The organism is Bradyrhizobium sp. 604_D8_N2_3 (genome assembly GCF_051810765.1).
GTDB lineage: Bacteria > Pseudomonadota > Alphaproteobacteria > Rhizobiales > Xanthobacteraceae > Bradyrhizobium > Bradyrhizobium barranii.
The window spans coordinates 903,980-924,788 of record NZ_JBPWPM010000001.1; the positions used below are offsets into that span (position 1 = coordinate 903,980).

At 65.0% G+C, this 20,809-nt stretch carries 20 protein-coding genes; 7 read left to right on the top strand and 13 right to left on the bottom strand.

Annotated elements, in window-relative coordinates; translation table 11 throughout:
- Nucleotides 1-5: 5 nt before the first annotated feature.
- From AB7245_RS04285 to AB7245_RS04295, 3 genes are all read right to left on the bottom strand, one after another.
- Nucleotides 6-3,515 carry a PAS domain-containing hybrid sensor histidine kinase/response regulator gene (locus AB7245_RS04285; RefSeq protein ID WP_085402608.1) on the bottom strand — a complete coding sequence of 1,170 codons (3,510 nt, stop codon included), beginning with the start codon at nt 3,513-3,515 and terminating at the stop codon, nt 6-8.
- A 284-nt stretch (nt 3,516-3,799) separates the two neighbouring features.
- The gene (gene hemA, locus AB7245_RS04290) at nt 3,800-5,029 is read right to left on the bottom strand and encodes a 5-aminolevulinate synthase (protein ID WP_071916882.1); all 1,230 of its coding nucleotides are present in this window, start codon (nt 5,027-5,029) and stop codon (nt 3,800-3,802) included.
- A gap of 198 nt (nt 5,030-5,227) precedes the next feature.
- Entirely contained in the window at nt 5,228-5,962 is a 735-nt protein-coding gene (locus AB7245_RS04295) for a GntR family transcriptional regulator (protein WP_085402607.1), read from the bottom strand.
- A 158-nt stretch (nt 5,963-6,120) separates the two neighbouring features.
- On the opposite strand from AB7245_RS04295, the gene AB7245_RS04300 reads away from it, so the two are divergent.
- Genes AB7245_RS04300 through aroQ form a run of 4 tightly spaced genes read left to right on the top strand, consistent with a single transcriptional unit; the run spans nt 6,121 to nt 9,451 of the window.
- A complete protein-coding gene (locus AB7245_RS04300) occupies nt 6,121-7,149 on the top strand; it encodes a TRAP transporter substrate-binding protein (RefSeq protein WP_085402606.1) in 1,029 nt (342 codons plus the stop codon).
- A gap of 25 nt (nt 7,150-7,174) precedes the next feature.
- Nucleotides 7,175-7,723 (top strand): TRAP transporter small permease, encoded by a 549-nt coding sequence (locus AB7245_RS04305; protein WP_085402605.1) that lies wholly within the window; start codon nt 7,175-7,177, stop codon nt 7,721-7,723.
- Nucleotides 7,720-9,000, top strand: coding sequence for a TRAP transporter large permease (locus tag AB7245_RS04310; RefSeq protein ID WP_085402604.1), 1,281 nt, complete (start codon nt 7,720-7,722; stop codon nt 8,998-9,000). Before AB7245_RS04305 ends, AB7245_RS04310 begins: the two co-directional genes overlap by 4 nt.
- A gap of 19 nt (nt 9,001-9,019) precedes the next feature.
- The gene (aroQ, locus tag AB7245_RS04315) at nt 9,020-9,451 is read left to right on the top strand and encodes a type II 3-dehydroquinate dehydratase (RefSeq protein WP_085402603.1); all 432 of its coding nucleotides are present in this window, start codon (nt 9,020-9,022) and stop codon (nt 9,449-9,451) included.
- 59 nt (nt 9,452-9,510) lie between these two features.
- On the opposite strand, the gene AB7245_RS04320 is transcribed toward aroQ, so the two are convergent.
- The 4 genes from AB7245_RS04320 to AB7245_RS04335 all read right to left on the bottom strand — a co-directional run bounded on the left by AB7245_RS04320 (nt 9,511) and on the right by AB7245_RS04335 (nt 14,302).
- Nucleotides 9,511-10,572 (bottom strand): MBL fold metallo-hydrolase, encoded by a 1,062-nt coding sequence (locus AB7245_RS04320; protein WP_085402602.1) that lies wholly within the window; start codon nt 10,570-10,572, stop codon nt 9,511-9,513.
- Between the two features lie 135 nt (nt 10,573-10,707).
- Nucleotides 10,708-12,864: a methyl-accepting chemotaxis protein gene (locus AB7245_RS04325; RefSeq protein ID WP_085402601.1), complete on the bottom strand. Its 2,157-nt coding sequence runs from the start codon at nt 12,862-12,864 to the stop codon at nt 10,708-10,710.
- 167 nt (nt 12,865-13,031) lie between these two features.
- Nucleotides 13,032-13,757 (bottom strand): outer membrane protein, encoded by a 726-nt coding sequence (locus AB7245_RS04330; RefSeq protein ID WP_085402682.1) that lies wholly within the window; start codon nt 13,755-13,757, stop codon nt 13,032-13,034.
- Nucleotides 13,758-13,981: 224 nt separating this feature from the next.
- Nucleotides 13,982-14,302, bottom strand: a complete 321-nt coding sequence (locus AB7245_RS04335; RefSeq protein WP_085402600.1) for a hypothetical protein — start codon at nt 14,300-14,302, stop codon at nt 13,982-13,984.
- A 120-nt stretch (nt 14,303-14,422) separates the two neighbouring features.
- On the opposite strand from AB7245_RS04335, the gene AB7245_RS04340 reads away from it, so the two are divergent.
- Together AB7245_RS04340 and AB7245_RS04345 are read left to right on the top strand one after the other, a co-directional pair.
- Nucleotides 14,423-14,764 (top strand): hypothetical protein, encoded by a 342-nt coding sequence (locus AB7245_RS04340; RefSeq protein WP_063980791.1) that lies wholly within the window; start codon nt 14,423-14,425, stop codon nt 14,762-14,764.
- Nucleotides 14,765-14,890: 126 nt separating this feature from the next.
- Complete coding sequence (locus tag AB7245_RS04345) at nt 14,891-15,178, top strand: hypothetical protein (RefSeq protein WP_071917770.1); 288 nt, start codon at nt 14,891-14,893, stop codon at nt 15,176-15,178.
- A gap of 30 nt (nt 15,179-15,208) precedes the next feature.
- Here the strand turns inward: AB7245_RS04345 and AB7245_RS04350 are convergent, their stop codons facing one another.
- The 3 genes from AB7245_RS04350 to AB7245_RS04360 all read right to left on the bottom strand — a co-directional run bounded on the left by AB7245_RS04350 (nt 15,209) and on the right by AB7245_RS04360 (nt 16,628).
- Nucleotides 15,209-16,144 carry an AEC family transporter gene (locus tag AB7245_RS04350; RefSeq protein ID WP_085402599.1) on the bottom strand — a complete coding sequence of 312 codons (936 nt, stop codon included), beginning with the start codon at nt 16,142-16,144 and terminating at the stop codon, nt 15,209-15,211.
- Nucleotides 16,145-16,248: 104 nt separating this feature from the next.
- Nucleotides 16,249-16,458: a hypothetical protein gene (locus AB7245_RS04355; protein WP_028148688.1), complete on the bottom strand. Its 210-nt coding sequence runs from the start codon at nt 16,456-16,458 to the stop codon at nt 16,249-16,251.
- Nucleotides 16,455-16,628: a hypothetical protein gene (locus AB7245_RS04360; protein WP_167768152.1), complete on the bottom strand. Its 174-nt coding sequence runs from the start codon at nt 16,626-16,628 to the stop codon at nt 16,455-16,457. Before AB7245_RS04360 ends, AB7245_RS04355 begins: the two co-directional genes overlap by 4 nt.
- A gap of 383 nt (nt 16,629-17,011) precedes the next feature.
- Between AB7245_RS04360 and AB7245_RS04365 the strand changes: the two genes are divergently transcribed.
- The gene (locus tag AB7245_RS04365; protein WP_085402681.1) at nt 17,012-17,284 is read left to right on the top strand and encodes a hypothetical protein; all 273 of its coding nucleotides are present in this window, start codon (nt 17,012-17,014) and stop codon (nt 17,282-17,284) included.
- Between the two features lie 18 nt (nt 17,285-17,302).
- Here the strand turns inward: AB7245_RS04365 and AB7245_RS04370 are convergent, their stop codons facing one another.
- The 3 genes from AB7245_RS04370 to AB7245_RS04380 are packed head-to-tail and all read right to left on the bottom strand — an operon-like array spanning nt 17,303 to nt 20,732.
- Nucleotides 17,303-18,922, bottom strand: coding sequence for an ABC transporter ATP-binding protein (locus tag AB7245_RS04370; RefSeq protein ID WP_167768156.1), 1,620 nt, complete (start codon nt 18,920-18,922; stop codon nt 17,303-17,305).
- A 2-nt stretch (nt 18,923-18,924) separates the two neighbouring features.
- A complete protein-coding gene (locus AB7245_RS04375) occupies nt 18,925-19,764 on the bottom strand; it encodes an ABC transporter permease (protein WP_439033902.1) in 840 nt (279 codons plus the stop codon).
- Nucleotides 19,761-20,732, bottom strand: a complete 972-nt coding sequence (locus AB7245_RS04380; protein WP_085402596.1) for an ABC transporter permease — start codon at nt 20,730-20,732, stop codon at nt 19,761-19,763. Before AB7245_RS04380 ends, AB7245_RS04375 begins: the two co-directional genes overlap by 4 nt.
- Between the last annotated feature and the right edge of the window lie 77 nt (nt 20,733-20,809).

Genomic DNA, 20,809 nt, shown 5'->3' on the forward strand with positions numbered 1-20,809 from the left:
GCGTCTTACTCCGCCGCCACCATCTGCTGCGTGCGCCACTGTCCCAGCAGGGCGCGGAGCGAAGCCGGCTTCACCGGCTTGTTGAGCACCGCGACATTTTCCTCGCGCGCGGCGACCTGCACCGCGGGGCTGCGGTCGGCAGTGATCAGGATCGCAGGGATGCCGTCGCCGAAGCGGCGGCGGATCTCGCGGATGGCGGCAATGCCGTTGCCGCGGTCGAGGTGATAATCGACCAGCAGGCCGGTGACGCGGCGGCCCGCGCCTTCGATCGCGGCGATCGCGCCCTCGGGGTCGGCGACCGCGATCACCTCGGCGTCCCAGGCCTTGAGCAGCGTGCGCATGCCGTCGAGGATCGCCGCGTCGTTCTCGATGCAGACGATGAGGGCGCCCGAGATCGGCCTACGCGCCAGCGGCGTCGCGCTGGTGACGGCAGCGGTGTGGGTGATCGCCTTGGCTGTCGGCACCGTCACGGAGAAGACCGAGCCGCCGCTCTTGTTGCCGTCGATGGCGATGCCGTGCTTGAGCACGCGTGCAAGACGCTCGACGATCGAGAGGCCGAGTCCAAGGCCGCGGGCGATCCGCGCGCCCTGTTCGAGGCGGTGGAATTCCTTGAAGATCTCGCCGCGCTTGACCGGCGGGATGCCGACGCCGGTGTCGTAGACGCAGATTTTCAGCGAAGGGCCCTGGCGGCGGCAGCCGACCAGCACGCGTCCGCGCGGGGTGTATTTGATCGCGTTGGAGATCAGGTTCTGGAGCAGGCGCCGCAGCAACAGCCGATCGGACTCGACCGGCAGCGAGCAGGGCACGAAGGCGAGCTCGAGGTTCTTGGCGCGCGCGATCGGCGCAAACTCGATCTCCAGCGAGCGCATCAAATCGGCCATCTTGAAGCTCGAAATCGAGGTCGTCATCGCGCCGGCGTCCAGCCGCGATATGTCGAGCAGTGCGCCGAGGATCTCCTCGATCGCCTGGAGCGATTCGTCGATGTTCTCGACCAGCCGCGTCTCCTCGCCGCTGTGCTGGCGCTCGACCAGGCTGGTGACATACAGCCGCGCCGCGTTCAGGGGCTGGAGGATGTCGTGGCTGGCTGCCGCCAGGAATCGCGTCTTGGAGATGCTGGCGTCCTCGGCCGCGCTCTTGGCCAGCGCCAGCTCGGAATTCAGCCGGGTCAGCTCCTCGGTGCGGTCGCGCACCCGCTTTTCGAGCGTCGCGTTGGCGCGCTCCAGCGCTTCGGCGGCCTCGAATGTGGGGGTGACATCGGTGAAGGTGATGACGAAGCCGCCGCCGGGCATGCGGTTGGTCAAAATCTCGATCACCATGTGGCGGTCGGGCAGGCGCTCGAGATAAGGCTCGCCGTCGGTGGTGTAAGCCGCGAGCCGCCGCTCCAGCATGGCTTCGCGCTCGACCGGATTGTCCGGCTCGCTCACACCCATGAATTCCAGGATTTCACGCAATGGCGTGCCGAACTGGATGAAATGCGGCGGCACGTTCAGGAGATCGCCGAACTGCCGGTTGGAGCAGATCAGTTGCAGATCGGCGTCGAACACGGCGATGCCCTGGCGAACATGGTTGAGCGCAGTCTGGAGGATCTCGCGATTGAAATGCAGCGCGGCGTGGGAATCGTCGAGCAGTTTCAGCGCCGCCTTCGCCGAGACCGTCCGCTTGCGCAGCAGCAGCGACATCACGAGCCGCGACGAGGCCGCGCCGATCGAAGAAGCGATCAGGTGCTCGGCGTGCTGCAGCAGCTCGAAATCGGCGGGCGCCCCGGATTCCAGGCGAACATTGCGCCGTACCGAAAATGCCTCGAACGAATGCCGGGCGCGGTCGGGTCCGAGATATTGCGCGACCGTGGTCTGGATGTCCTGCACCGTAACGGTGGTGCGCCAGCGGCGGAAGTTCGGGGAGATCGGCGCGAGCGTGTTGGGTACGAACAGATCGGCTTGCACCAGCTCGATCGAAGATGGCCGCCGCGCCAGCGACAGCAGCACATAGGTCAGGATGTTGAGCGACAGCGACCAGATCACGCCGTGCATCAGCGGCGGCAGGTCGGCGCCGAACAGCGCCTGCGGCCGCAGTGCCTCGATGCCGAACGGGCCGTGCTGGAGCAGCAGGATGCCCGCCGTCGAGGAATCCATGAAGCTCGGGATGAACAGCGTGTAGAGCCACACCGCGAAGCCAACCAGCATGCCGCCGATGGCGCCGCGCGCGGTGGCACGCCGCCACAACAGCCCGCCGAAGAAGCTGGGCGCGAGCTGGGCGATGGCGGCAAAGGAGAGCAGGCCGATCGCCGCAAGCTGGGTGTTGCCGAGCGCGCGGTAGTAGAAATAGGCCATCACCATGATGGCGAAGATCGCAAGCCGGCGCGAGCGCAGCAGGAAGTCGCTGAAATCGGCGCCGCCGGTGCGCCCCTCCGGCCGCCGCTGCAGCACCAGGGGCACCACGAGGTCGTTCGAGACCATGATGGAGAGTGCGACGCATTCGACGATCACCATCGCGGTCGCCGCCGACAGCCCCCCGACGAAGACGGCGACGCTGAGAAGTCCCGCGCCGCCCTCCATCGGCAGCGCCAGCACATACATGTCCGGTTCGACCGCGCCGAACGGAAAGGTGACGAGGCCAGCGAGCGCGATCGGGATCACGAACAAATTGATGGCGACGAGATAGAACGGGAACAGCCAGCGCGCGCGGCTGACCTCGGCATCCGAGGAGTTTTCGACCACGCTGACGTGGAACTGGCGGGGCAGCAGCATGATCGCGCAGAGCGACAGCAGCGTCATGGTGAGGAAGTTGCCGATCGACGGCGAATAGTTGATGGCGCGCACCGCCTCCGGCGTCCTCATCGCGCGCTCGATCAATTCGTGTGGCGAGAACATCCAGAAGGTGACGAAGATGCCGGCGGCAAGGAAGGCGATCAGCTTGATGATGGATTCGGTTGCGACCGCCAGCATCAGTCCGTGCTGGTGCTCGGTGGCGTCGGTCTGCCGCGTGCCGAACAGCACGGCAAAGGCGGCCATCGCCAGCGTCACCATCAGCGCCATGTCGCCGAGGATCGGGATGTGGGAGAACGCCTGGTCCTCGCTCAGGATCGTTTCGAGCGAGGAGGCGACCGCCTTGAGCTGGAGCGCGATGTAGGGCACCGAGCCGATGATCGCGATCAGCGCCACCGTCGCCGCCACCGCCTGGCTCTTGCCGTAGCGCGCGCCGATGAAGTCGGCGATCGAGGTGATGTTGTGCGCTTTCGCGAGCTGGATCACGCGGCGCAGGACGCCGGCGCCGAGCCCGATCATCAGGATCGGGCCGACATAGATGGCGAGGAAGTCGGTCGAGGCGCGGGTGGCGAAGCCGACCGAGCCGAAGAAGGTCCAGGAGGTGCAATAGATCGCCAGCGACAGCGGATAGATCAGCCCGGACGCGCGGCCGCGCCCGGCCGGCGAGCGGCGGTCGCCGTGGCTCGCCACCAGGAACAGGAAGCCGATATAGCCGAAGGCGGCAGCGATCACGCCCCAGTCGTGCAGCATGGCGAGCGCGCTTCTCCCTGGGCGCGGGGGCGCCCGAACTCATTTTCCCTGCAAATCTAGCGCGTTGGGCGGTCGCAAGCGACAGCGAAATGCCGTACCGGGGCGGGAACTGGGGTTGTCGTTAAGGTGCGAGCGGACGCGGATCCCGCTTACCCTCCCTGGAGGGGGAGGGTCGATCGCGCGAAGCGCGATCGGGGTGGGGTGATCTTTCCACACGAGCAGCGTCAGAGGTGGAGAGACTGTCACCCCACCCCGTCTCCCTCCAAGGGAGGGTGGAAGCAGGCCTACTCCGCCGCCAGCGACTTTTGCTTGAGCGGCAGACCCAGGCGGTCCCACACCTGCAAGAGCGCTTCGGCGAGCTGATCGATCAAGCCGTCGTCGTGATAGGGCGAGGGTGTGATGCGCAGGCGTTCGGTGCCCTTGGCCACCGTCGGATAGTTGATCGGCTGAATGTAGATGCCGTGCTGTTCTAGCAGCAGGTCGGACGCCTGCTTGCACTTCTCGGCATCGCCGATGAACAGTGGCACAATATGGGTGTCGCTCGACATCACAGGCAGGCCGGCAGCATTGAGGATCGCCTTGACGCGGGCGGCGCGGTCCTGGTGGCGCTCGCGCTCCCAGTTCGAGGTCTTCAGATGCTTGATCGCGGCGGTCGCGGCCGAGCAGATCGCCGGCGGCAGCGCGGTGGTGAAGATGAAGCCCGGCGCGTAGGAGCGCACGGCGTCGATGATCTGGCCGTTGGCGGCGATGTAGCCGCCGAGGCAGCCGAACGCCTTGGCCAGCGTGCCTTCGAGAATGTCGATGCGATGCATGACGCCGTCACGCTCGGCGATGCCGCCGCCGCGCGGGCCGTACATGCCGACGGCATGGACCTCGTCGACATAGGTCATCGCGCCATATTTCTCGGCGAGATCGCAGATCTTGGCGAGCGGGGCGACGTCGCCGTCCATCGAATAGAGGCTTTCGCAGGCGATCAGCTTCGGCCGGTTCGGACCTGCGGCCTTCAACTTCTCTTCGAGGTCGGCGAGGTCGTTGTGGCGGAACACGACGCGCTCGCAGGCGGACTGGCGGATGCCCTCGATCATCGAATTGTGGTTGAGCTCGTCCGACAGGATCAGGCAGTTCGGAATGAGCTTCGCGATGGTCGCGATGCCGGTCTGGTTCGAGACATAGCCCGAGGTGAACAGCAGCGACGCTTCCTTGCCGTGGAGATCGGCGAGCTCGGCCTCGAGCTGCACCAGCGGATGATGGGTGCCGGCGATGTTGCGGGTGCCGCCTGCGCCGGTGCCGACGCGGGTCGCGGTTTCGACCATGGCGCCGACCACCTTCGGGTGCTGGCCCATGCCGAGATAATCGTTGGAGCACCAGATCACGACGTCGCGTTTGCCCTTCGGCGAGTGCCACAGCGCATGCGGGAACCGGCCGGCGATGCGTTCGAGATCGGCGAACACGCGGTAGCGCCGCTCCGTGTGGAGACGATCGAGGGCGGTATTGAAGAACTGGGCGTAATCCATCGGCAAAACCTAAGACGGAACTGACCAAAAAGGGCGCATCTTCTTAGAGCTTTTCCAGCTCTAGAGTCTATGCGCTATCCCACATTTGGGCATGGGGAGCATTTGGGCAAAATGCCCTATCGTGCGATTTGAAACTTGATCCCGATCAAGTTCGCGCGAGAGGCAATGTTGCTTTGCACCATCGGCGGCGCTGCGGGTCTACCCGGCCTTGGCCTTCTTGCGCGGCTCGCTCCGCGCGTCCTTGACGGCGGCCACCGGCTTTAACCAATCCGAATTGCGCAAGGCATGCGCCACGCAATCATGGATGTGGGTGTGCAGCACCTTGTTCGCGCCCTTGGCGTCGCGCTTCAGCGCCAGCTCTTTCAGCTCGCGATGCTCGGAAGCAGCCATCTCGCCGCGGAACACCACGGCGATCATCTGGTAGCGCAGATAGCGGTCATAGACCGCGGCATGCGCATCGAGCAGCACCTTCGAGCCGCAGGCCGCGACGAGCGCGCGATGAAACTGGAAATCGCACTGTTTCCAGCTTTCCGCATCGGACCGCTCGCCTGACAGCAGCATCCGCTCCATCGCCGCGAGCTTGTGATGCGCCGAGACGATGTGCGCCTCCCAGTCGAGATCGCCGGCCGCAAACGACTTCTCGATCATGTGGCTCTCGAGCAGCTCGCGCAGCTCCGCGATCTCCTGGAATTCGGTTGCCGAGATCGGCGCGACCTCGAAGCCGCGCTGGCCTTCGGCGACGACAAAACCTTCCGAGCACAGCCGGTTCAGCGTCTCGCGCAGCGTCGAGATGCTGGTGCCATAGGCGCCGCTCATCCGCTCGAGCTTCAGCTTCTGCCCCGGCGTCAGCTTGCCGAAGATCAGGTCGGTGCGGATGCGGCGGTAGGCGCTGTCGCCCACCGTCTCGGCTGTCGTGTCGGGAAGGGTGTCCATGCCTCATTCTAGCGCGTTGGACGTGCGTTTTGCCAAATTTCGAAACTTTATCAAGTGTTTCATGTAATATCAGACAAAATCAAAAATATAGGTTGATTTATAATTCGTCATATAAGACGTTCCTGTCCCTAAGAACGAGATCAACAGGGGAGGGAGCGATGCCCGTTCGGTTCAAAGGTCTGGCTTTGGTGGCGGCGATCGGCGCGGTCGCCTTGGGCGCGATGGGGCCGGCCTCGGCGCAGGCCATTCAGGAGCGCACCATCCGCTGGGGGCACCTCAACAACACCGACCATCCCGTCAGCAAAGGCGTGCAGAAATTCGCCGAGATCGTCGCGGCGAAGAGCGGCGGCAAGATTAGGGTGCGCGAATATCCGGCCAATCAGCTGGGCAGCGAGATGCAGCAGCAATCGGCGCTGCGCGCCGGCACCCAGGAGATGCAGTCGCCGGCGACGACGTCGCTGGTCGGCATCGTCAAGGATTACGGCCTGATCGATTTCCCCTTCATCGTCTCGACGCCGCAGCAGGCCGACGCCTTGCTCGATGGTCCGCTCGGCGCAGCGCTGCTGGCAAAGCTGCCTGAGAAGGGGCTGGTTGGTCTCGCTTATTGGGATCTCGGCTTCCGCAACGTCACCAACAGCAAGCGTGCCATCACCAAGGGCGAGGACCTCGGCGGCATCAAGATCCGTGTGATCCCGAACCCGGTCTATCTGGAGACCTTCAAGGCCTTCAACGCCAACCCGGTGCCGATGAGTTTCTCGGAGCTCTATAGCGCGTTGGAGACGGGCACCGTCGACGGCCAGGAGAACCCGTTCTCCGTGATCCTGTCGAACAAGTTCTTCGAGGTGCAAAAGTATCTCAGCGTCACCAATCATACCTACTCGACCAACATCATCCTGATCAGCAAGAAATTCTGGGACGGGCTTTCGCCCGACGAGCAGAAGATTTTGCAGGACGCGGCGATCGAGGCACGCGACTACCAGCGCAAGGTCAGCCGCGAGCAGGCCGCTGCCGCGATCGACGAGCTCAAGGCCAAGGGCATGGCCGTCAACGAGATCGCACCCGCCGAGCTCGATCGCATGCGCGAGAAGACAAAGCCGATCGCGGAAAAATTCTCGGCCGACTACGACCCAGCCATCGTCAAGCTGTTCAACAGTGAGCTCGACCGCGTGCACGCGCTGAAGCCGTAAGCCGACGCGCAGCAGGACGGACCTGATGAAGACAGTGGTCAACGCCTATTTCTGGCTGCTCCGCGCGGTGATCGCGGTGCTGCTTGCCGCCATGGTGGTGCTGGTGTTCGGCAACGTCGTGCTGCGCTACGGCTTCAATTCCGGGATTGCGATCTCGGAAGAGCTGTCGCGCTGGCTGTTCGTGTGGATGGTGTTTCTGGGCGCGATCATCGGCCTGAAGGAGCATGCCCATCTCGGCGTCGACAGCCTCGTCAAGGTGCTGTCGCCGTTCGGCCGCAAGGTCTGCTACGGCCTCAGCCACGCGCTGATGCTCTATGCCTCCGTGCTGCTGACGGAAGGCTCCTGGAAGCAGACGGTGTTGAACTGGGATACGGTGGCGCCCGCCTCGGGGCTCTCGGTCGGCCTGTTCTACGCTGCCGGGATCGTGTTCGGCGCCTCCTCCTGCGTGATCATCGTGCACGAGCTTTATCGGCTCGTGACCGGGCAGGTCGCCGATGCCGATCTGATCGCCATCAGCGAGTCCGAGGAGCTCCCGCATTCTCCTGGCGCCGCGAGCGGAAAGCAGCAGGCATGACTGTCGCCGTCTTCACCTTCTCGCTGCTCGGCGCCATGGCGATCGGCATGCCGATCGCGTTTGCGCTGATCATCTGCGGCATCGCGTTGATGACCTATCTCGCGATGTTCGATTCCCAGATCATCGCGCAGAACGTCATCAACGGCGTCGATTCCTTTCCGTTGATGGCAGTGCCGTTCTTCATCCTCGCCGGCGAGGTCATGAACACCGGCGGCCTGGCGCGTCGCATCCTCAACTTCGCGATCGCGCTGGTCGGCCATTTCCGCGGCGGGCTCGGCTATGTCGCGATCCTGACGTCATGCATCCTGGCCTCGCTGTCGGGCTCGGCGGTCGCGGACGCCGCGGCGCTCGGTGCGCTCCTGGTGCCGATGATGGCCGCCGCTGGCCACAATCGCGCCAGCGCGGCTGGCCTCGTCGCTGCCGGCGGGATCATCGCGCCCGTCATTCCTCCGTCGATCGGTTTCGTCATTTTCGGCGTCGCCGCCAATGTCTCGATCTCGAAGCTGTTTCTGGCCGGCATCGTGCCGGGCCTGCTGCTCGGCGTCGGCCTGTGCTTTGCCTGGTGGTGGGTGGTGCGCAAGGAGAACCCGGCGCGCCTGCCGCGCAAGAGCATCGCCGAGATCTGGTGCGCGCTGATCGACGGCTTCTGGGCCCTGATGCTGCCGATGATCATCATTTTCGGCCTGCGCTTCGGCATCTTCACGCCGACGGAAGCGGCCGTCGTCGTCGCCGTCTACTCGCTGGTGGTGGCGATGGGCGTCTATCGCGAGCTCAGGCCGGCACAATTGCCGGCGCTGCTGGTCTCGACCGCGCAGACCACGGCTGTCGTGATGTTCCTCGTCGCCGCGGCGCTGGTATCGTCCTGGCTGATCACGGTTGCCGAGATCTCCGACCAGATCGTGGCGCTCGTGCAACCGTTCGCGGGCAACAAGACCCTCCTCACCTTCGTTCTGATGATCATCGTCGTCATCGTCGGCACCGCGCTGGACATGACGCCGACGATCCTGATCCTGACGCCGATCCTGATGCCGATCGTCAAGCAGGCCGGCATCGACCCCGTCTATTTCGGCGTGCTCTTCATCATCAACAATGCGATCGGGCTGATCACGCCGCCGGTCGGCGTCGTGCTCAACGTCGTCTGTGGCGTTGCCCGCGTCTCGATGGATGATCTGATCCGCGGCGTCTGGCCCTTCCTGATCGCGCAGCTCGTCGTGCTAGCCTTGCTGACGCTGTTTCCCGTTCTCGTCACCGGTCCGGCCAAGTGGTTCGGTGGCTAACTTCCAGAAGGACCTGTCCATGAAACGCGTGATGATCCTCAACGGTCCCAACCTCAACATGCTCGGTATCCGCGAGCCGCACATCTACGGCACGACCACGCTCGCGGAGGTCAATGCAAGCTGCGAGGAAGCGGCCGGCAAGCTCGGGCTCAAGTTGGCCTTCCACCAGTCCAACCATGAAGGCGTGCTGGTCGATCTGATCCAGTCGGCGCGGCAGGACGCCGATGCGATCGTCATCAATCCGGCCGGCCTCTCCTTCACCTCGGTCTCGATCATGGACGCGATCAAGACCTTCGAAGGCCCGGTGCTGGAGGTCCACATCTCCAACATCCACGCCCGCGACGAATATCACCGCCACTCCAAGATCTCGTTCGTGGCCACCGGTGTGATCTGCGGGCTGGGCCCGTTCGGCTACGTCGCGGCGCTGCACGCGATCGCGAATATGAAGTGAGCTGGTAGCCGCGGCGGAGGTCTGCTCCCTCTCCCCGCAGGCGGGGAGAGGCGAAAAGCTCACGTTGTCCTGAACTGGAGCACGCCGTCTTTCGTCTCCGCCGTCAGCCGGCCCTCGACGATCATGTAATTGACGTGGGCAACGAGTTCGCCGGCGGCAAAGCCCATCTGGTGCTCGTCAAGCACGTGCTTGTTGAACACGACAGGCACCAGGGCGCGCGAGGTCTGCGGCACCTCGCTGCAGGCTTCCGCGATCAGGCGGCAGCGCTCCTCGTGGTGATCGGCGAGCTGCTTGATGCGGGTCTTCAGACCATAGAACGGCACGCCGTGGCCGGGCAGCACCAGCAGATCGTAGGGCAGGGTGGTGGTCAGGCTCGCGAGCGAGGCCAGATATTCGCCGAGCGAGTTCTGGTCGGGTTCGACCGCCCACACGCTGACATTGGGCGAGATCTTGCTCAGCACCTGGTCGGCGGAGAGGAACAGCTTGTCGTCGGCGCAATACAGCATCACCTGGTCGAGCGCGTGCCCGCCGCCGGTGATCACCTTGAAGCGGCGCGTGCCGATCACGACCTCGTCGCCATGCGAGATGCGGCGGTAGGACGGCGGCAGCACCGAGACGCGCTTGAGATAATCCTGGCCGCGGCCGAGCAGCTTTTCGGTGAGCGACTCGTCCATGCCGTGGCGGCGGAAGAACAGCCGCTGGGCTTCGCGCCGCTCCTCGGTGCCGCGGTTCTGGTGGTAGACAGATTGCAGATATTCGACCTGCGTCATCACCAGCGGGCAGTTGAACCGCTCGACGATCCAGCCCGCGAGGCCGACGTGATCGGGGTGCGAATGCGTGACGATCAGGCGCGTGATGTTGACGCCCTTCAGCGGCCCCTCGAACAGTCTGGTCCAGGCCTCGATCGTTTCCTCGTTGCCGAAGCCGGCATCGATCATGGCATAGCCGTCGCCGTCGGCGAGCAGGTAGATGTTCACGTGGTTGAGGCGGAACGGCAGTTTCAGCCGCGCCCACAACACGCCGGGACGCACCTCGACGATCTCTTCGGGGCCGGGATGCTGTTCCCAGGGATAGCGCAGGGCCTCGGCCGAGGACTGCACGGTGTCGGTTTTCGGGTTCATGCTACCGGCTTAAACCCGCCGGGCGCGGGGCGCCAGCCGGAAAAGGCCGGGCCGTGGTCTCCGCATGGCGGTCATACCTGCAGTTTTCCGTAGCCCGGATTACGCGGCGCTCCATCCGGGCTACGGGCCGGCGGCTTACGCCGCCCGCATGTTGTTGAGGAATGCGTCGATCTCTCCGCGCAGCATGTCGGCTTCGCGGCGGAGCGCGTCGGAGGCGCCCAGCACTTCGCTCGCCGCCGCGCCGGCTTCCGCGGACGCCGTGGAGACGCCGATGATGTTGCTGGAGACCTCGCTGGTGCCGCCGGCGGCATGCTGGATGTTGCGGGCGATTTCGCGGGTGGCCGCGCCCTGTTCCTCGACCGCGGCGGCGATCGTCGTCGTCACGTCGTTGATCTCGCCGATGATCCGGCCGATGCCCTGGATGGCGCCGACCGCGGAGGTCGTGACCGACTGCATGCTGGCGATCTGGGTGCGGATCTCTTCCGTCGCCTTGGCGGTCTGGCTCGCGAGGCTCTTCACCTCGGAGGCGACCACTGCGAAGCCGCGGCCGGCTTCGCCCGCGCGCGCCGCCTCGATGGTGGCGTTGAGCGCGAGCAGGTTGGTTTGCGAGGCGATGGTCTGGATCAGGTCAACCACGACGCTGATGCGGCTCGCACTGTCGGCAAGGCTCTGCACCGTGGTGTCGGTGGCGCCGGCCTCGTCGACCGCCTTCCTTGCGATCGCGGCCGAGGTGACGACCTGCTTGCTGATCTCCTCGATCGAGGACGACAGCTGCTCGGTGCCTGATGACACGGTCTGCACGTTGACCGAGGTCTCCTCCGCGGCGGATGCAACCGCGTTCACCAGCGCGTTGGACTGGTCGGCGGTGTTCGACATGCTCTGCGCGGTGGACTGCATCGAATTGGCCGATTGCGCGAGATTGTCGAGCGCGTTGCGTACCGCGCCCTCGAACTCGGCGATCTTCGCTTCCATGCGCGCGGCACGCTCGGCCTTGGCGACACGGTCCTTGTCCTGCTCGCTCGACATCGCGCGGGCCTCGATCATGCTCTCGCGGAACACCTGCAGCGTGCTCGCCATCACCGAGATTTCGTCGTTGTGGTGCTTCGAGCGGTAGATCTCCGTCTCGAGGTCGCCGTTCGCGAGCAGCTGCATCGACTGATGCAGCGCGCCGATCCGCCGCAGGATGTTGCGGCCGACATAGAGCCAGACGAACAGCGCCGAGCCGACCAGCATCAGCGCGCCCAGCGCCAGCATCGCGGTGGTGGCGAGCGAGATCTCCTGGCGCGCCTGGAACGTCGACGCGTTGGTCTCCTTCTGCACGCCGTCGACGAGCTGCTGCACGCTGATGCCGAGACCGACATTGAGCTTGCGGGTCTCGTCCAGGATAGTCTGGCCGTAGTCGATGGCGTCGAGCTCCTTCTGGCGGATCTTGAACACGCCGGTCTTGCCCTCGCCGAAGGCGAACAGCTTCTGCACGGCGTCGCGCACCGTCTGCATCGAGGGCATGTTCGGGAGGTCCTCGAGGTTCGACTTGACGCGGTCGCGCGTCGCCTTGAACTCCTTCTCGATCGCCTCCAGCGTGTCGCTGTTGTTGGCCGACAGCGCCGCCATCATGTCGGCGGCCATGAGATTGCCGTTGGCGGAGATTGTCGCGACCTGGGAGACGGTGCGGGCGGCCTCAGTCGCATCATCGGCGGAAACTTCCGCCGCACCGAGGATCGCGTTCAAGCGTGTCTGTGCGTCCAGCATCGCAGGACCGGCCGCGCCGACGAAGGTGAGCTGCGCCTTGCGCAGCGCCTCATACTGCTTGTCATGCAGCGCGCCGGTCTCGAGCCGCTCACGCGCGGCCGACACCAGGCTCTGGGTCGCCTCGTCGATGCTCTTGGCGGTGTCGCGCAGCGCGGTTGCGATCTGCTTGTCGGCGCCGAGCTCGATGATCTCGCCGAGCTTGGCCATGGCGAGCTGCTGGATGTCCTTCACGCTCTTGGTGCGTTCCTTCAGCGCCTCGTCGGAGGGCGATGCCAGCAGGCCCGGGCCTTGCGCGGCGAGCGTCGCGCTCTGCGAGGCGAGCTGCAGGCTGGCGGAGAGGCGCGGGATGTCGCGGCCGCTCAGATCCATCATGGTCGCGCCGAGGTGATTGAAGACGAAGCCGGCGCCGGCTGCGATGACGAGGCCCATGCCCGCGATCAATGCGAAGGCGGCGAACAGGCTGCCGCGCACGCCCCACCTTGGCATCTTGAAACGAGGCTTGAGACGGCCAAGGACACGGCCAGCACCCAGACGGATCGCCATCGAAATTCCCCCACGCGTGATCTTTATATTTTCGCCGCGGAGTATCCCTGGGTCGGGTTAAAAAATCGCAAGTTGCACAATCGGTTGCGCCTGTTCCGCACAGCGAAAAAGAAAGGGCCGGCAGAGTTGCCGGCCCTTGATTGCGAAGAGATTTTTTGGAGGCGCGATCAGTAGCGCGCGACCGCCGAGTTGGCCCAGTTGAAGCGGTAGTTGACGCCCGCCTTGAAGGTGTGGTCGTCGGTCGTGAAGTTGCCGGTGCCCACCAGCGGGCCCGCGGTGAAGTGGGCGTCGCCGAAATTGTAGTACTGGTACTCGGCCTTGGCCGACCAGTTCGGGGCGAACATGTATTCGAGGCCGGCGCCGACGGTGTAGCCGTTGCGGTGATCGCCATCGATGATGAAGCCGGTCGGCACGCCGCCAATCGTCACCTTCTCGTTGTTGTCCGAATAGGCGTAGCCGCCCTTCACGTAGAGCAGGCCGGGACCCCAGGTGTAGCCGACGCGGCCGGTGATGGAGCCGAGGCCACGCTGGTCGTTGCTGTAGGCGACGCCGCCCGGGAACGCCGCGCCGACGCTGCCGGAGAGCCAGGAATACTGGCCTTCGACGCCGACCAGGAAGTTCGGGTTGAACTGCCAGTCCGCACCGACCTGCACGCCGCCGAGGAAACGGCCGTTGCCGTTGTTGCCGGTGGAGAGGCCGTTGAAATTGTTGTCGCTGGAGAACGCGCCGCCGACATGGCCGCCGACATAGAAGCCCGTCCAGTTGTAGATCGGCGCGGCATAGGCCGGCGCGGGCGCCTTGTAATAGTTGCGGTTGCCGAGATCGGCGCCGACGGCCGGCGCGGCAGCGCTCACCACGAGCAGCGCAACGGTTGCAAACAAAATCTTCTTCATCGTCTTGAACTCCAGCACTTTGGTCCCCGGCAGGCGCGCTGTCCGCGCCGTCGTTGGTTTTGCAGATAGCTCGCTTTTGACGAAAATGCTGTCACATCCGTGGCACAGCGACAGCCAACCTAACTTATTGGGCTGTAAATGATTTTCGTGCTTAATGGCGGCTTAAGAAGTGGTGAAGGAAGGCTTAACGTCGCAAGTCTCGGGTAACTTGCGCGCGTCTCTCGTTAACCAAGACGCCGCCGCGCCTCATCGCGCATCTGCTGGCGGAAGGCCGCGCGCCTTGCAGGCCGGTCTTCCTCGCGTACGTCGTGGCGATCGAAGACGTCGAACTTCTCCATGATCGGATAGCGCTCGCTCGCCATCGCGAGCACGCGCAGCACCTTGGTCGCGGACGGCGTCGGGCCACTGACCTCCCAGCGCCGGATGGTATCGGCGCCGCCCTTCTCCGGCAGTCCGCAAAGCTTGGCCATGTCGGCCGCGGTGAGCTTGCGCTCGAGCGCATCGGAAAGGTCGTTGCGGAGCTGCTTCAGTTCGGGGCCGGTCATGCTGCTTGCGTCCAGGGAAGTCACTGAAGGCGATGCACTAGCGCTGATTCGGGTCCATCCGAAGGCCGGTGGTCGTGATAGTGTGTCCATGCCGGTCGAGCATCAGCGAGGCGAAATCGCATGCCTGTGTTCAAGCTGCCCCTGTCGGGGGATGTCGTCCAGTCCATTTATCCGTCGTTCTTCAGTCCCACCGGCGGCCAGTTCGGTCTCGTCAACATCACGGTGGGGCAATCCTCGGCGCCAGATGTCGAGAAGGACGTGCTGTCGGATGTCGCCGGTTACGGCAAGCAGATCGGACAGATCGCGGACGCGCTGCTGGCCGTGGTCGAGCATCTGGAGTCGCGGCCCGACCACGCGCTCGCTGACGATCCGGCGATCGTCGCCTTCAAGGCGCTGATGCACTCTGTCGCGACAGTCAAGGAGCGACATGGCCGCAAGGCATGTCGTCCGAAGCGACGATGACCACGGCAGCGGTGTCTGGGTCAGGCACATTCGGGCGTGCACGAAGTTATGAACGGGTGCCCATGGAAATTCCGTGTTGAATGAACACATGGCACAGTGGGCTCGCAGCCAATGAAGGGAACCGCCATGACAAGCATCAAACCCGCCATTGCCGCACTCATCACTGTCGGACTGCTGGCCGCGCCCTTTGCAGCCGAAGCGAAGAAGGCCCGGCCGAGCCGGCATCACTACAGCACGGGCGTGGTGGCCCCGACCTATGGCGCCGCCGCATTGCCGGTCGCGCAGCCCAGGACCTCCTACGGGTCGTCCGGGCAGACGGTCGGGACGGTCACGGCGCCCTCGATCGGCTCGTACAATTGGCCGTCGGTCGGCGTGACCAATTCGGTGCCGACCTGGAGCAACACCACGAGATAGAGAACACCTCGCCAGGCGCGCCGGTGATCGTCAACGCGTGCCGGGCGCGAGGCCGGAGAGCAGGTAGAGCGCGACCAGCAATGTCGCGACCGACAGCATCGTCGTGACCGAGACGGTGGCCGCGACCAGCTTCTCCTCGACCTTGTGCTCGTGTGCCAGCACATAGACGGTCTTCGCCGTCGGCACGGCCGCGCATATGACGGCGGCAACCGTGTAGAGCGGATTGAGGCCGGTGACCACGCAAAGCCCGTAGACGATCAGCGGCATCACCACCAGCTTGACGGTCGCGAGCGCGAACGAGGCCTTCAGGTTGGATCGCAGACCGTCGACCGACAGGCCAAGCCCGATGGCAAACAGTGCGCAGGGCGTAAGCGCAGCGGCAATGATGTTCAGATAGGCCGCGACCGGCGCCGGAATCGGCAAGCCCGTGATCGCCCAGACGAGACCGATCAGCGTCGACAGCACCATCGGATTGAGCAGGATCTGCTTCACCAGCCCGGCGGAATGCGAAGGGCCGCGCACGTCCCTTTCCAGCAGGATGACCGTGAGCGGAAACATCACGCCGGCGACGAACACCGTCGCCACCGCGGCAGGCAAGACGGCGGGCTGGCCGTAGATCGCGTGCAGGATCGGGAGCGCCACGAAGCCGGTATTGGTCATGGCCGCCGCCATGCCATGGATCGTGCTGCTGGCGAGGTCGTGCTTGCCGCCCGCGCGGACCGCCAGGAAGACCAGCGCGAAGCAGAGGAGGGAGCCGCCGCCGAACGCGAGCAGGAAGCGCCATTCCAGCAGGTTGCGCGCCGGCTCCTGGGCGATCGTGACGATCAGCAGCGCCGGCATCGCCACGTTGTAGGCAAAATGCACCAGCGCGTCCGCAAGCGAGCGGGAGAGATAACCTGATACACCGGCAAACCAGCCGGTGACGATGATTGCGAACACGGGAAGAACGAGGCTGGCGACCTCCATCCGGCGTCCCCCTCTGCCAAGCAGCGCCGCCATTCTAGCCTGGCGATGCATGCTCGTCACGGTTCAACTGGATGGCGCCGCCCTCGACCAGACGGCCGGTGGCCTCAGGCGCCCCTGCCGGTCTGTTGACCGAACACGCAGCGCCATCCAGCCAGGCGTTCGGCCGGATGCTGGTTCATCCATTCGGCGAGCTGCGGCGCGCCCATCAGGCAGGACTGCATCGAGACGTTGGCGAAGTCCGAGGTGGTGACGATCTGCTCGTGACAATTTGCCGGAGAGGAGAGGCTGCACAGCACCGCGATGATCTTGATCACGCCAGATTTCCTGCGTCGCCGTTGGCCGCGCGGCCGATCGTCGCCTTGCCCTGCGGCTCGCCGCTCGGATCAGCCGGCGGAAAAATGCTGTCGTAGATCGCGCGTGCCTCCTGAATGAGGCGAACGCGCTCGCGTTCGGATTTCGAGACAAACTGAATAACCTGGCCCATATCGGCTCCAATGGATCGGACATCCATCATCAGATGATGGAAATCATTCCATGCGAATCTGGGGTGTCGGCCTCTGTTTCGCATCTGTGCGGACGGTCACGAGGGATAAAAAGCCCGTGAGTGTTCCGTTGCGTGAAGAGGAGCGGAATACCTTAGCCATGAGCTGGCCTGACGTTGCCGGCGCCCGCTCCTCGTGTCCCGGGATCGCCCGCGTTCGGCTGGAGCTGCTCGTCGCGCCATCGTGATGGAGCGTAAGGCCCTGCAGTGTGGTCGTGTTGCGGCACATTTTCGCGCGCGTGGAGTTGTAAGATTGCTCAGTGCACGAGTGGTTCGACGAGCGAATGGCCGACGCGACTGAGACACCGCGCCCGAAAGGATTAGCCATGACAAGAACGAGACGCTCGATTGCGGTACTTATCGCGGTCGGATTTGCGGCATCGCCATTCGCTGCAGGCGCGCAGACGTCTGCGGCGGGCACCCAAGGCAACACGGGCGGTCTTTCCGGAGCGCCAGCAACGCAAGGCACAACTTATGGAAGCTCCGGACAGACCGTCGGGACCGTCACTGCGCCGTCGATCGGAACGTCTAATCAACCATCGGTCGGCGTGACCAACTCAGTCCCCACCTGGAGGAACACCAACCCTCCGGCCAAGTAGCAACCGCGATCGGCCGCCTCACGCCGCCGGCGCGCGCTCCTTCCGGCCCGGCACCGCCGCCAACAGTTCGCGCGTATAGGCGTGCTCTGGCGCGGCGAACAGTTGCGCGGTCGGCTTCAACTCGACGATGGCGCCGCGCTGCATCACCGCGATGCGGTCGCAGATTTGCGCCGCGACGCGCAAATCGTGGGTGATGAACAGCATCGAGAGGCCAAGGCGCGCCTTGAGGTCTTCGAGCAGTCGCAACACCTGCGCCTGCACGGAGACGTCGAGCGCGGAGACGGCTTCGTCGGCGACGATGATCTCCGGTTCGAGCGCGAGCGCGCGCGCGATGCCGATGCGCTGACGCTGGCCGCCGGAGAATTCATGCGGGTAGCGGTCGAGCGCGCCGGCGTCCAGCCCGACCATCCTGAGGAGATCGCGGGCGCGGTCGAACGCCACTTTCGGATCGATGCCGGCTGCGATCGGACCGTCGGCGATGATGTGCCCGACCTTGCGGCGCGGATTGAGCGAGGCGAACGGATCCTGAAAGATCATCTGGATGCGATGGCGCTCGGCGCGGAGCGCCTTGCCCGAGAGCTGCGTGAGATCGGTCTCGCCGATCCGCACCGTGCCGCGGTCGGCTTCGATCAGTCGCATCACCAGACGCGCCACCGACGATTTGCCGGAGCCGGATTCGCCGACGAGGCCGAGCGTCTCGCCCTTGAGAATGTTGAAGTTGACTTCGCGCGCGGCATCGACGCGGCGGTCCTCGCGAAACCAGCCGCCTGATGTGACATAGGTCTTGTCCAGCCCAATCACCTCGACGGCCCTGGCCTGGTCATCGAGCGGCTCGCGCGCCGGCGGATCCATCGACGGCACGGCGGCGAGCAGCGCCTTGGTGTAGTCGTGCTGCGGATTTTTGAAGACGGAGCTAGCGGGGCCTTCCTCGACGACCTTGCCATGCCTGAGCACCACGACCTGGTCGGCGATGTCGGCGACCACGCCGAAATCATGGGTGATGAACATCACCGCCATGTTGCGGTTGCGCTGGAGGTTGCGGATCAGTTTCAGGATCTGCGCCTGCGTGGTGACGTCGAGCGCGGTGGTGGGCTCGTCCGCGACCAGCACCGCAGGCTCGAGCGCGAGCGCCATCGCGATCATGGCGCGCTGGCGCTGGCCGCCGGAGAGCTGGTGCGGATAGGCGCGGACTATGCGCTCGGGGTCGGGCAGGCCGACCTCGCGCGCCAGCGACAGGGCCTTGGCGCGCCGCTCCTTCGGCGTCAGCAGGCCGTGGGCCTCGAACATCTCCGCCATCTGGTCGCCGATCCGCATCAACGGATTGAGCGCGGTCATCGGCTCCTGAAAAATCATCGCGAGCCGGCGGCCGCGCAAATCGCGCCAGCCGTCGTCATCGAGCTCGAGCAGGTCGCGGCCTTCGAACTGGATCTCGCCGGAGGTGACGGTGACCGTATCAGGCAGAAGCCCCATCAGCGCATGCGCGCACATCGACTTGCCGGAACCGGATTCGCCGACGACGCAGACGATCTTGCCGGGCCGCAAATCCAGCGAGACGCCGTCGACGGCGAACGGACGCTCGGCGCCCTTGGGCAGCGCGATCCGCAGATTCTTGATCGAGACGGCGGGCGGGGCGGTCATCATCACCGGCCCTCCCGCGACAGGCGCGGATTGAGCGCGTCGTTGAGGCCTTCGCCGATCAGGTTCAGCCCGAGCACCGAGATCAGGATGGCGACGCCGGGAAACACGGTGATCCACCAGGCCTGGCGGATCACGGTACGGCCGGCGCCGACCATGTAGCCCCAGGAGATCAGATTGGGATCGCCGAGCCCGAGGAATGCTAGCGAGGATTCCAACAGGATGGCGGTCGCCACCATCAGCGAAGCCAGCACGATCACCGGCGACAGCGCGTTCGGCAGGATCTCGCGCAGGATGATCCAGGTGTTGCTCTGGCCGGTGACGACGGCGGCCTGGACATATTCGCGCGTGCGCAGCGACAGCACCTCGCCACGCACGAGGCGGGCGACCGGCGGCCAGCTCACCACCGCGATCGAGGCCACGATCGAGTAGATCGAGGGCTGCAGGATCGCGACCAGCACGATCGCGAGCGCGAAGCTCGGAATGGTCTGGAAGAACTCGGTGAAGCGCATCAGGGCGTCGTCGACCTTGCCGCCGAAATAGCCGGCCATGGCGCCAATGGGAACGCCGACGACCAGCGCGACCAGCGTGGAGATGAGACCCACCAGCAGCGAGACGCGCGCGCCAAAGATCATGCCGGCGAACACGTCGCGGCCGAGCGCGTCGGTGCCGAGCGGCACGGTCGAGAGCGTGAAGGGTGGCAGGAACGGCCGCTGCACCATGCGCCAGGGTGAATTCGGGAACAGCATCGGCCCGAACACCGCGATCGAGATCGCAAGGACAAGGATGACGAGCCCGACGACGCCGCTCGGGCTCTTCAGCATCGATTTCCAGAACTGTTTCATGAGGCGAATTCGATGCGCGGGTCGACCAGTCGGTAGACGAGGTCGGTGATGAGGTTGAAGATCAGCACCATGGCGGAGCAGATCACGAAGACGCCGAGCAGGAGGTTGTAATCGCGCTGGAGCAGCGCGTCGTACATCAGACGCCCGATGCCGGGCCATGCGAACACGGTCTCGGTGATGACGGCGCCGCCGATCAGCGTGCCGGAATGCACACCGGCCAGCGTCACGACCGGCAGCAGCGCGTTGCGCAACACGTGGCGGCGCTGGATCACGGCGTCGGAGAGGCCCTTTGCGCGCGCGGTCTTGACGAAGTCGAGGCGTTTCACTTCCAGCATCGAAGCGCGCGTCATGCGGGTGTAGGTCGCCATGAAGAACAGGCCGAGCGTCATCGCCGGCATGATCAGGTGCTTTGCGACGTCGACTGCGTGGGCAAGGCCGGTGAGGTTGGCGCCGACCGTCTCGTAACCGAAGCTCGGCAGCCAATCCATGGTGACCGAGAACAGGAGGATTCCCATCAGCGCCACCCAGAAGATCGGCATGGCGTAGAAGATCAGCGCGAACACGGTGATGGCCGTGTCGAGGAAGGTTCCGGCAAAGCGCGCGGCGAAGGTGCCGAAGAGAACGCCGAGCATGAGCGAGATCGCGAATGCGGTCAGTGTCAGCAGCAGCGTCGCCGGCAGCCGCTCGCCGATCAGCTTCACGACCGGCGCCTGCTGGCGGAAGGAGAAGCCGAGGTCGAGCGTGACGACGCCCTTGACGTAGATGAAGAGCTGCTCGGGCAGCGGCTTGTCGAGGCCGAACTTTTCCCGGAGCTGCTTGACGAAGACCTGGTCACTGGCGCCGGCCTCGCCCGCCATCACGACCGCGGGGTCGCCGGGCGCAAGCCGGATCAGGAAGAAATTGAGGACGACGATCGCGAGCAGGACGATCACGCCCTTCAGGACACGCTGAGCGACGAAGGAGAGCATATTAGAGAGTCATCTCTTGTAGCGTGACCTGGAGCCACGGAGACAGTGGGCTCCCTCGCCCCGCTCTTGTCCGCCGA

Coding starts and splice junctions, on each gene's coding strand:
- AB7245_RS04325 (WP_085402601.1), bottom strand. CDS start 12,864: ATGGCGATCCGTCTGGGTGCTGGCCGTGTCCTTGGCCGTCTCAAGCCT.
- AB7245_RS04310 (WP_085402604.1), top strand. CDS start 7,720: ATGACTGTCGCCGTCTTCACCTTCTCGCTGCTCGGCGCCATGGCGATC.
- AB7245_RS04285 (WP_085402608.1), bottom strand. CDS start 3,515: ATGCTGCACGACTGGGGCGTGATCGCTGCCGCCTTCGGCTATATCGGC.
- AB7245_RS04360 (WP_167768152.1), bottom strand. CDS start 16,628: ATGGGCCAGGTTATTCAGTTTGTCTCGAAATCCGAACGCGAGCGCGTT.
- hemA (WP_071916882.1), bottom strand. CDS start 5,029: ATGGATTACGCCCAGTTCTTCAATACCGCCCTCGATCGTCTCCACACG.
- AB7245_RS04365 (WP_085402681.1), top strand. CDS start 17,012: ATGACAAGAACGAGACGCTCGATTGCGGTACTTATCGCGGTCGGATTT.
- AB7245_RS04305 (WP_085402605.1), top strand. CDS start 7,175: ATGAAGACAGTGGTCAACGCCTATTTCTGGCTGCTCCGCGCGGTGATC.
- AB7245_RS04320 (WP_085402602.1), bottom strand. CDS start 10,572: ATGAACCCGAAAACCGACACCGTGCAGTCCTCGGCCGAGGCCCTGCGC.
- AB7245_RS04375 (WP_439033902.1), bottom strand. CDS start 19,764: ATGAAACAGTTCTGGAAATCGATGCTGAAGAGCCCGAGCGGCGTCGTC.
- AB7245_RS04330 (WP_085402682.1), bottom strand. CDS start 13,757: ATGAAGAAGATTTTGTTTGCAACCGTTGCGCTGCTCGTGGTGAGCGCT.
- AB7245_RS04300 (WP_085402606.1), top strand. CDS start 6,121: ATGCCCGTTCGGTTCAAAGGTCTGGCTTTGGTGGCGGCGATCGGCGCG.
- AB7245_RS04340 (WP_063980791.1), top strand. CDS start 14,423: ATGCCTGTGTTCAAGCTGCCCCTGTCGGGGGATGTCGTCCAGTCCATT.
- AB7245_RS04295 (WP_085402607.1), bottom strand. CDS start 5,962: ATGGACACCCTTCCCGACACGACAGCCGAGACGGTGGGCGACAGCGCC.
- aroQ (WP_085402603.1), top strand. CDS start 9,020: ATGAAACGCGTGATGATCCTCAACGGTCCCAACCTCAACATGCTCGGT.
- AB7245_RS04335 (WP_085402600.1), bottom strand. CDS start 14,302: ATGACCGGCCCCGAACTGAAGCAGCTCCGCAACGACCTTTCCGATGCG.
- AB7245_RS04370 (WP_167768156.1), bottom strand. CDS start 18,922: ATGACCGCCCCGCCCGCCGTCTCGATCAAGAATCTGCGGATCGCGCTG.
- AB7245_RS04350 (WP_085402599.1), bottom strand. CDS start 16,144: ATGGAGGTCGCCAGCCTCGTTCTTCCCGTGTTCGCAATCATCGTCACC.
- AB7245_RS04345 (WP_071917770.1), top strand. CDS start 14,891: ATGACAAGCATCAAACCCGCCATTGCCGCACTCATCACTGTCGGACTG.
- AB7245_RS04380 (WP_085402596.1), bottom strand. CDS start 20,732: ATGCTCTCCTTCGTCGCTCAGCGTGTCCTGAAGGGCGTGATCGTCCTG.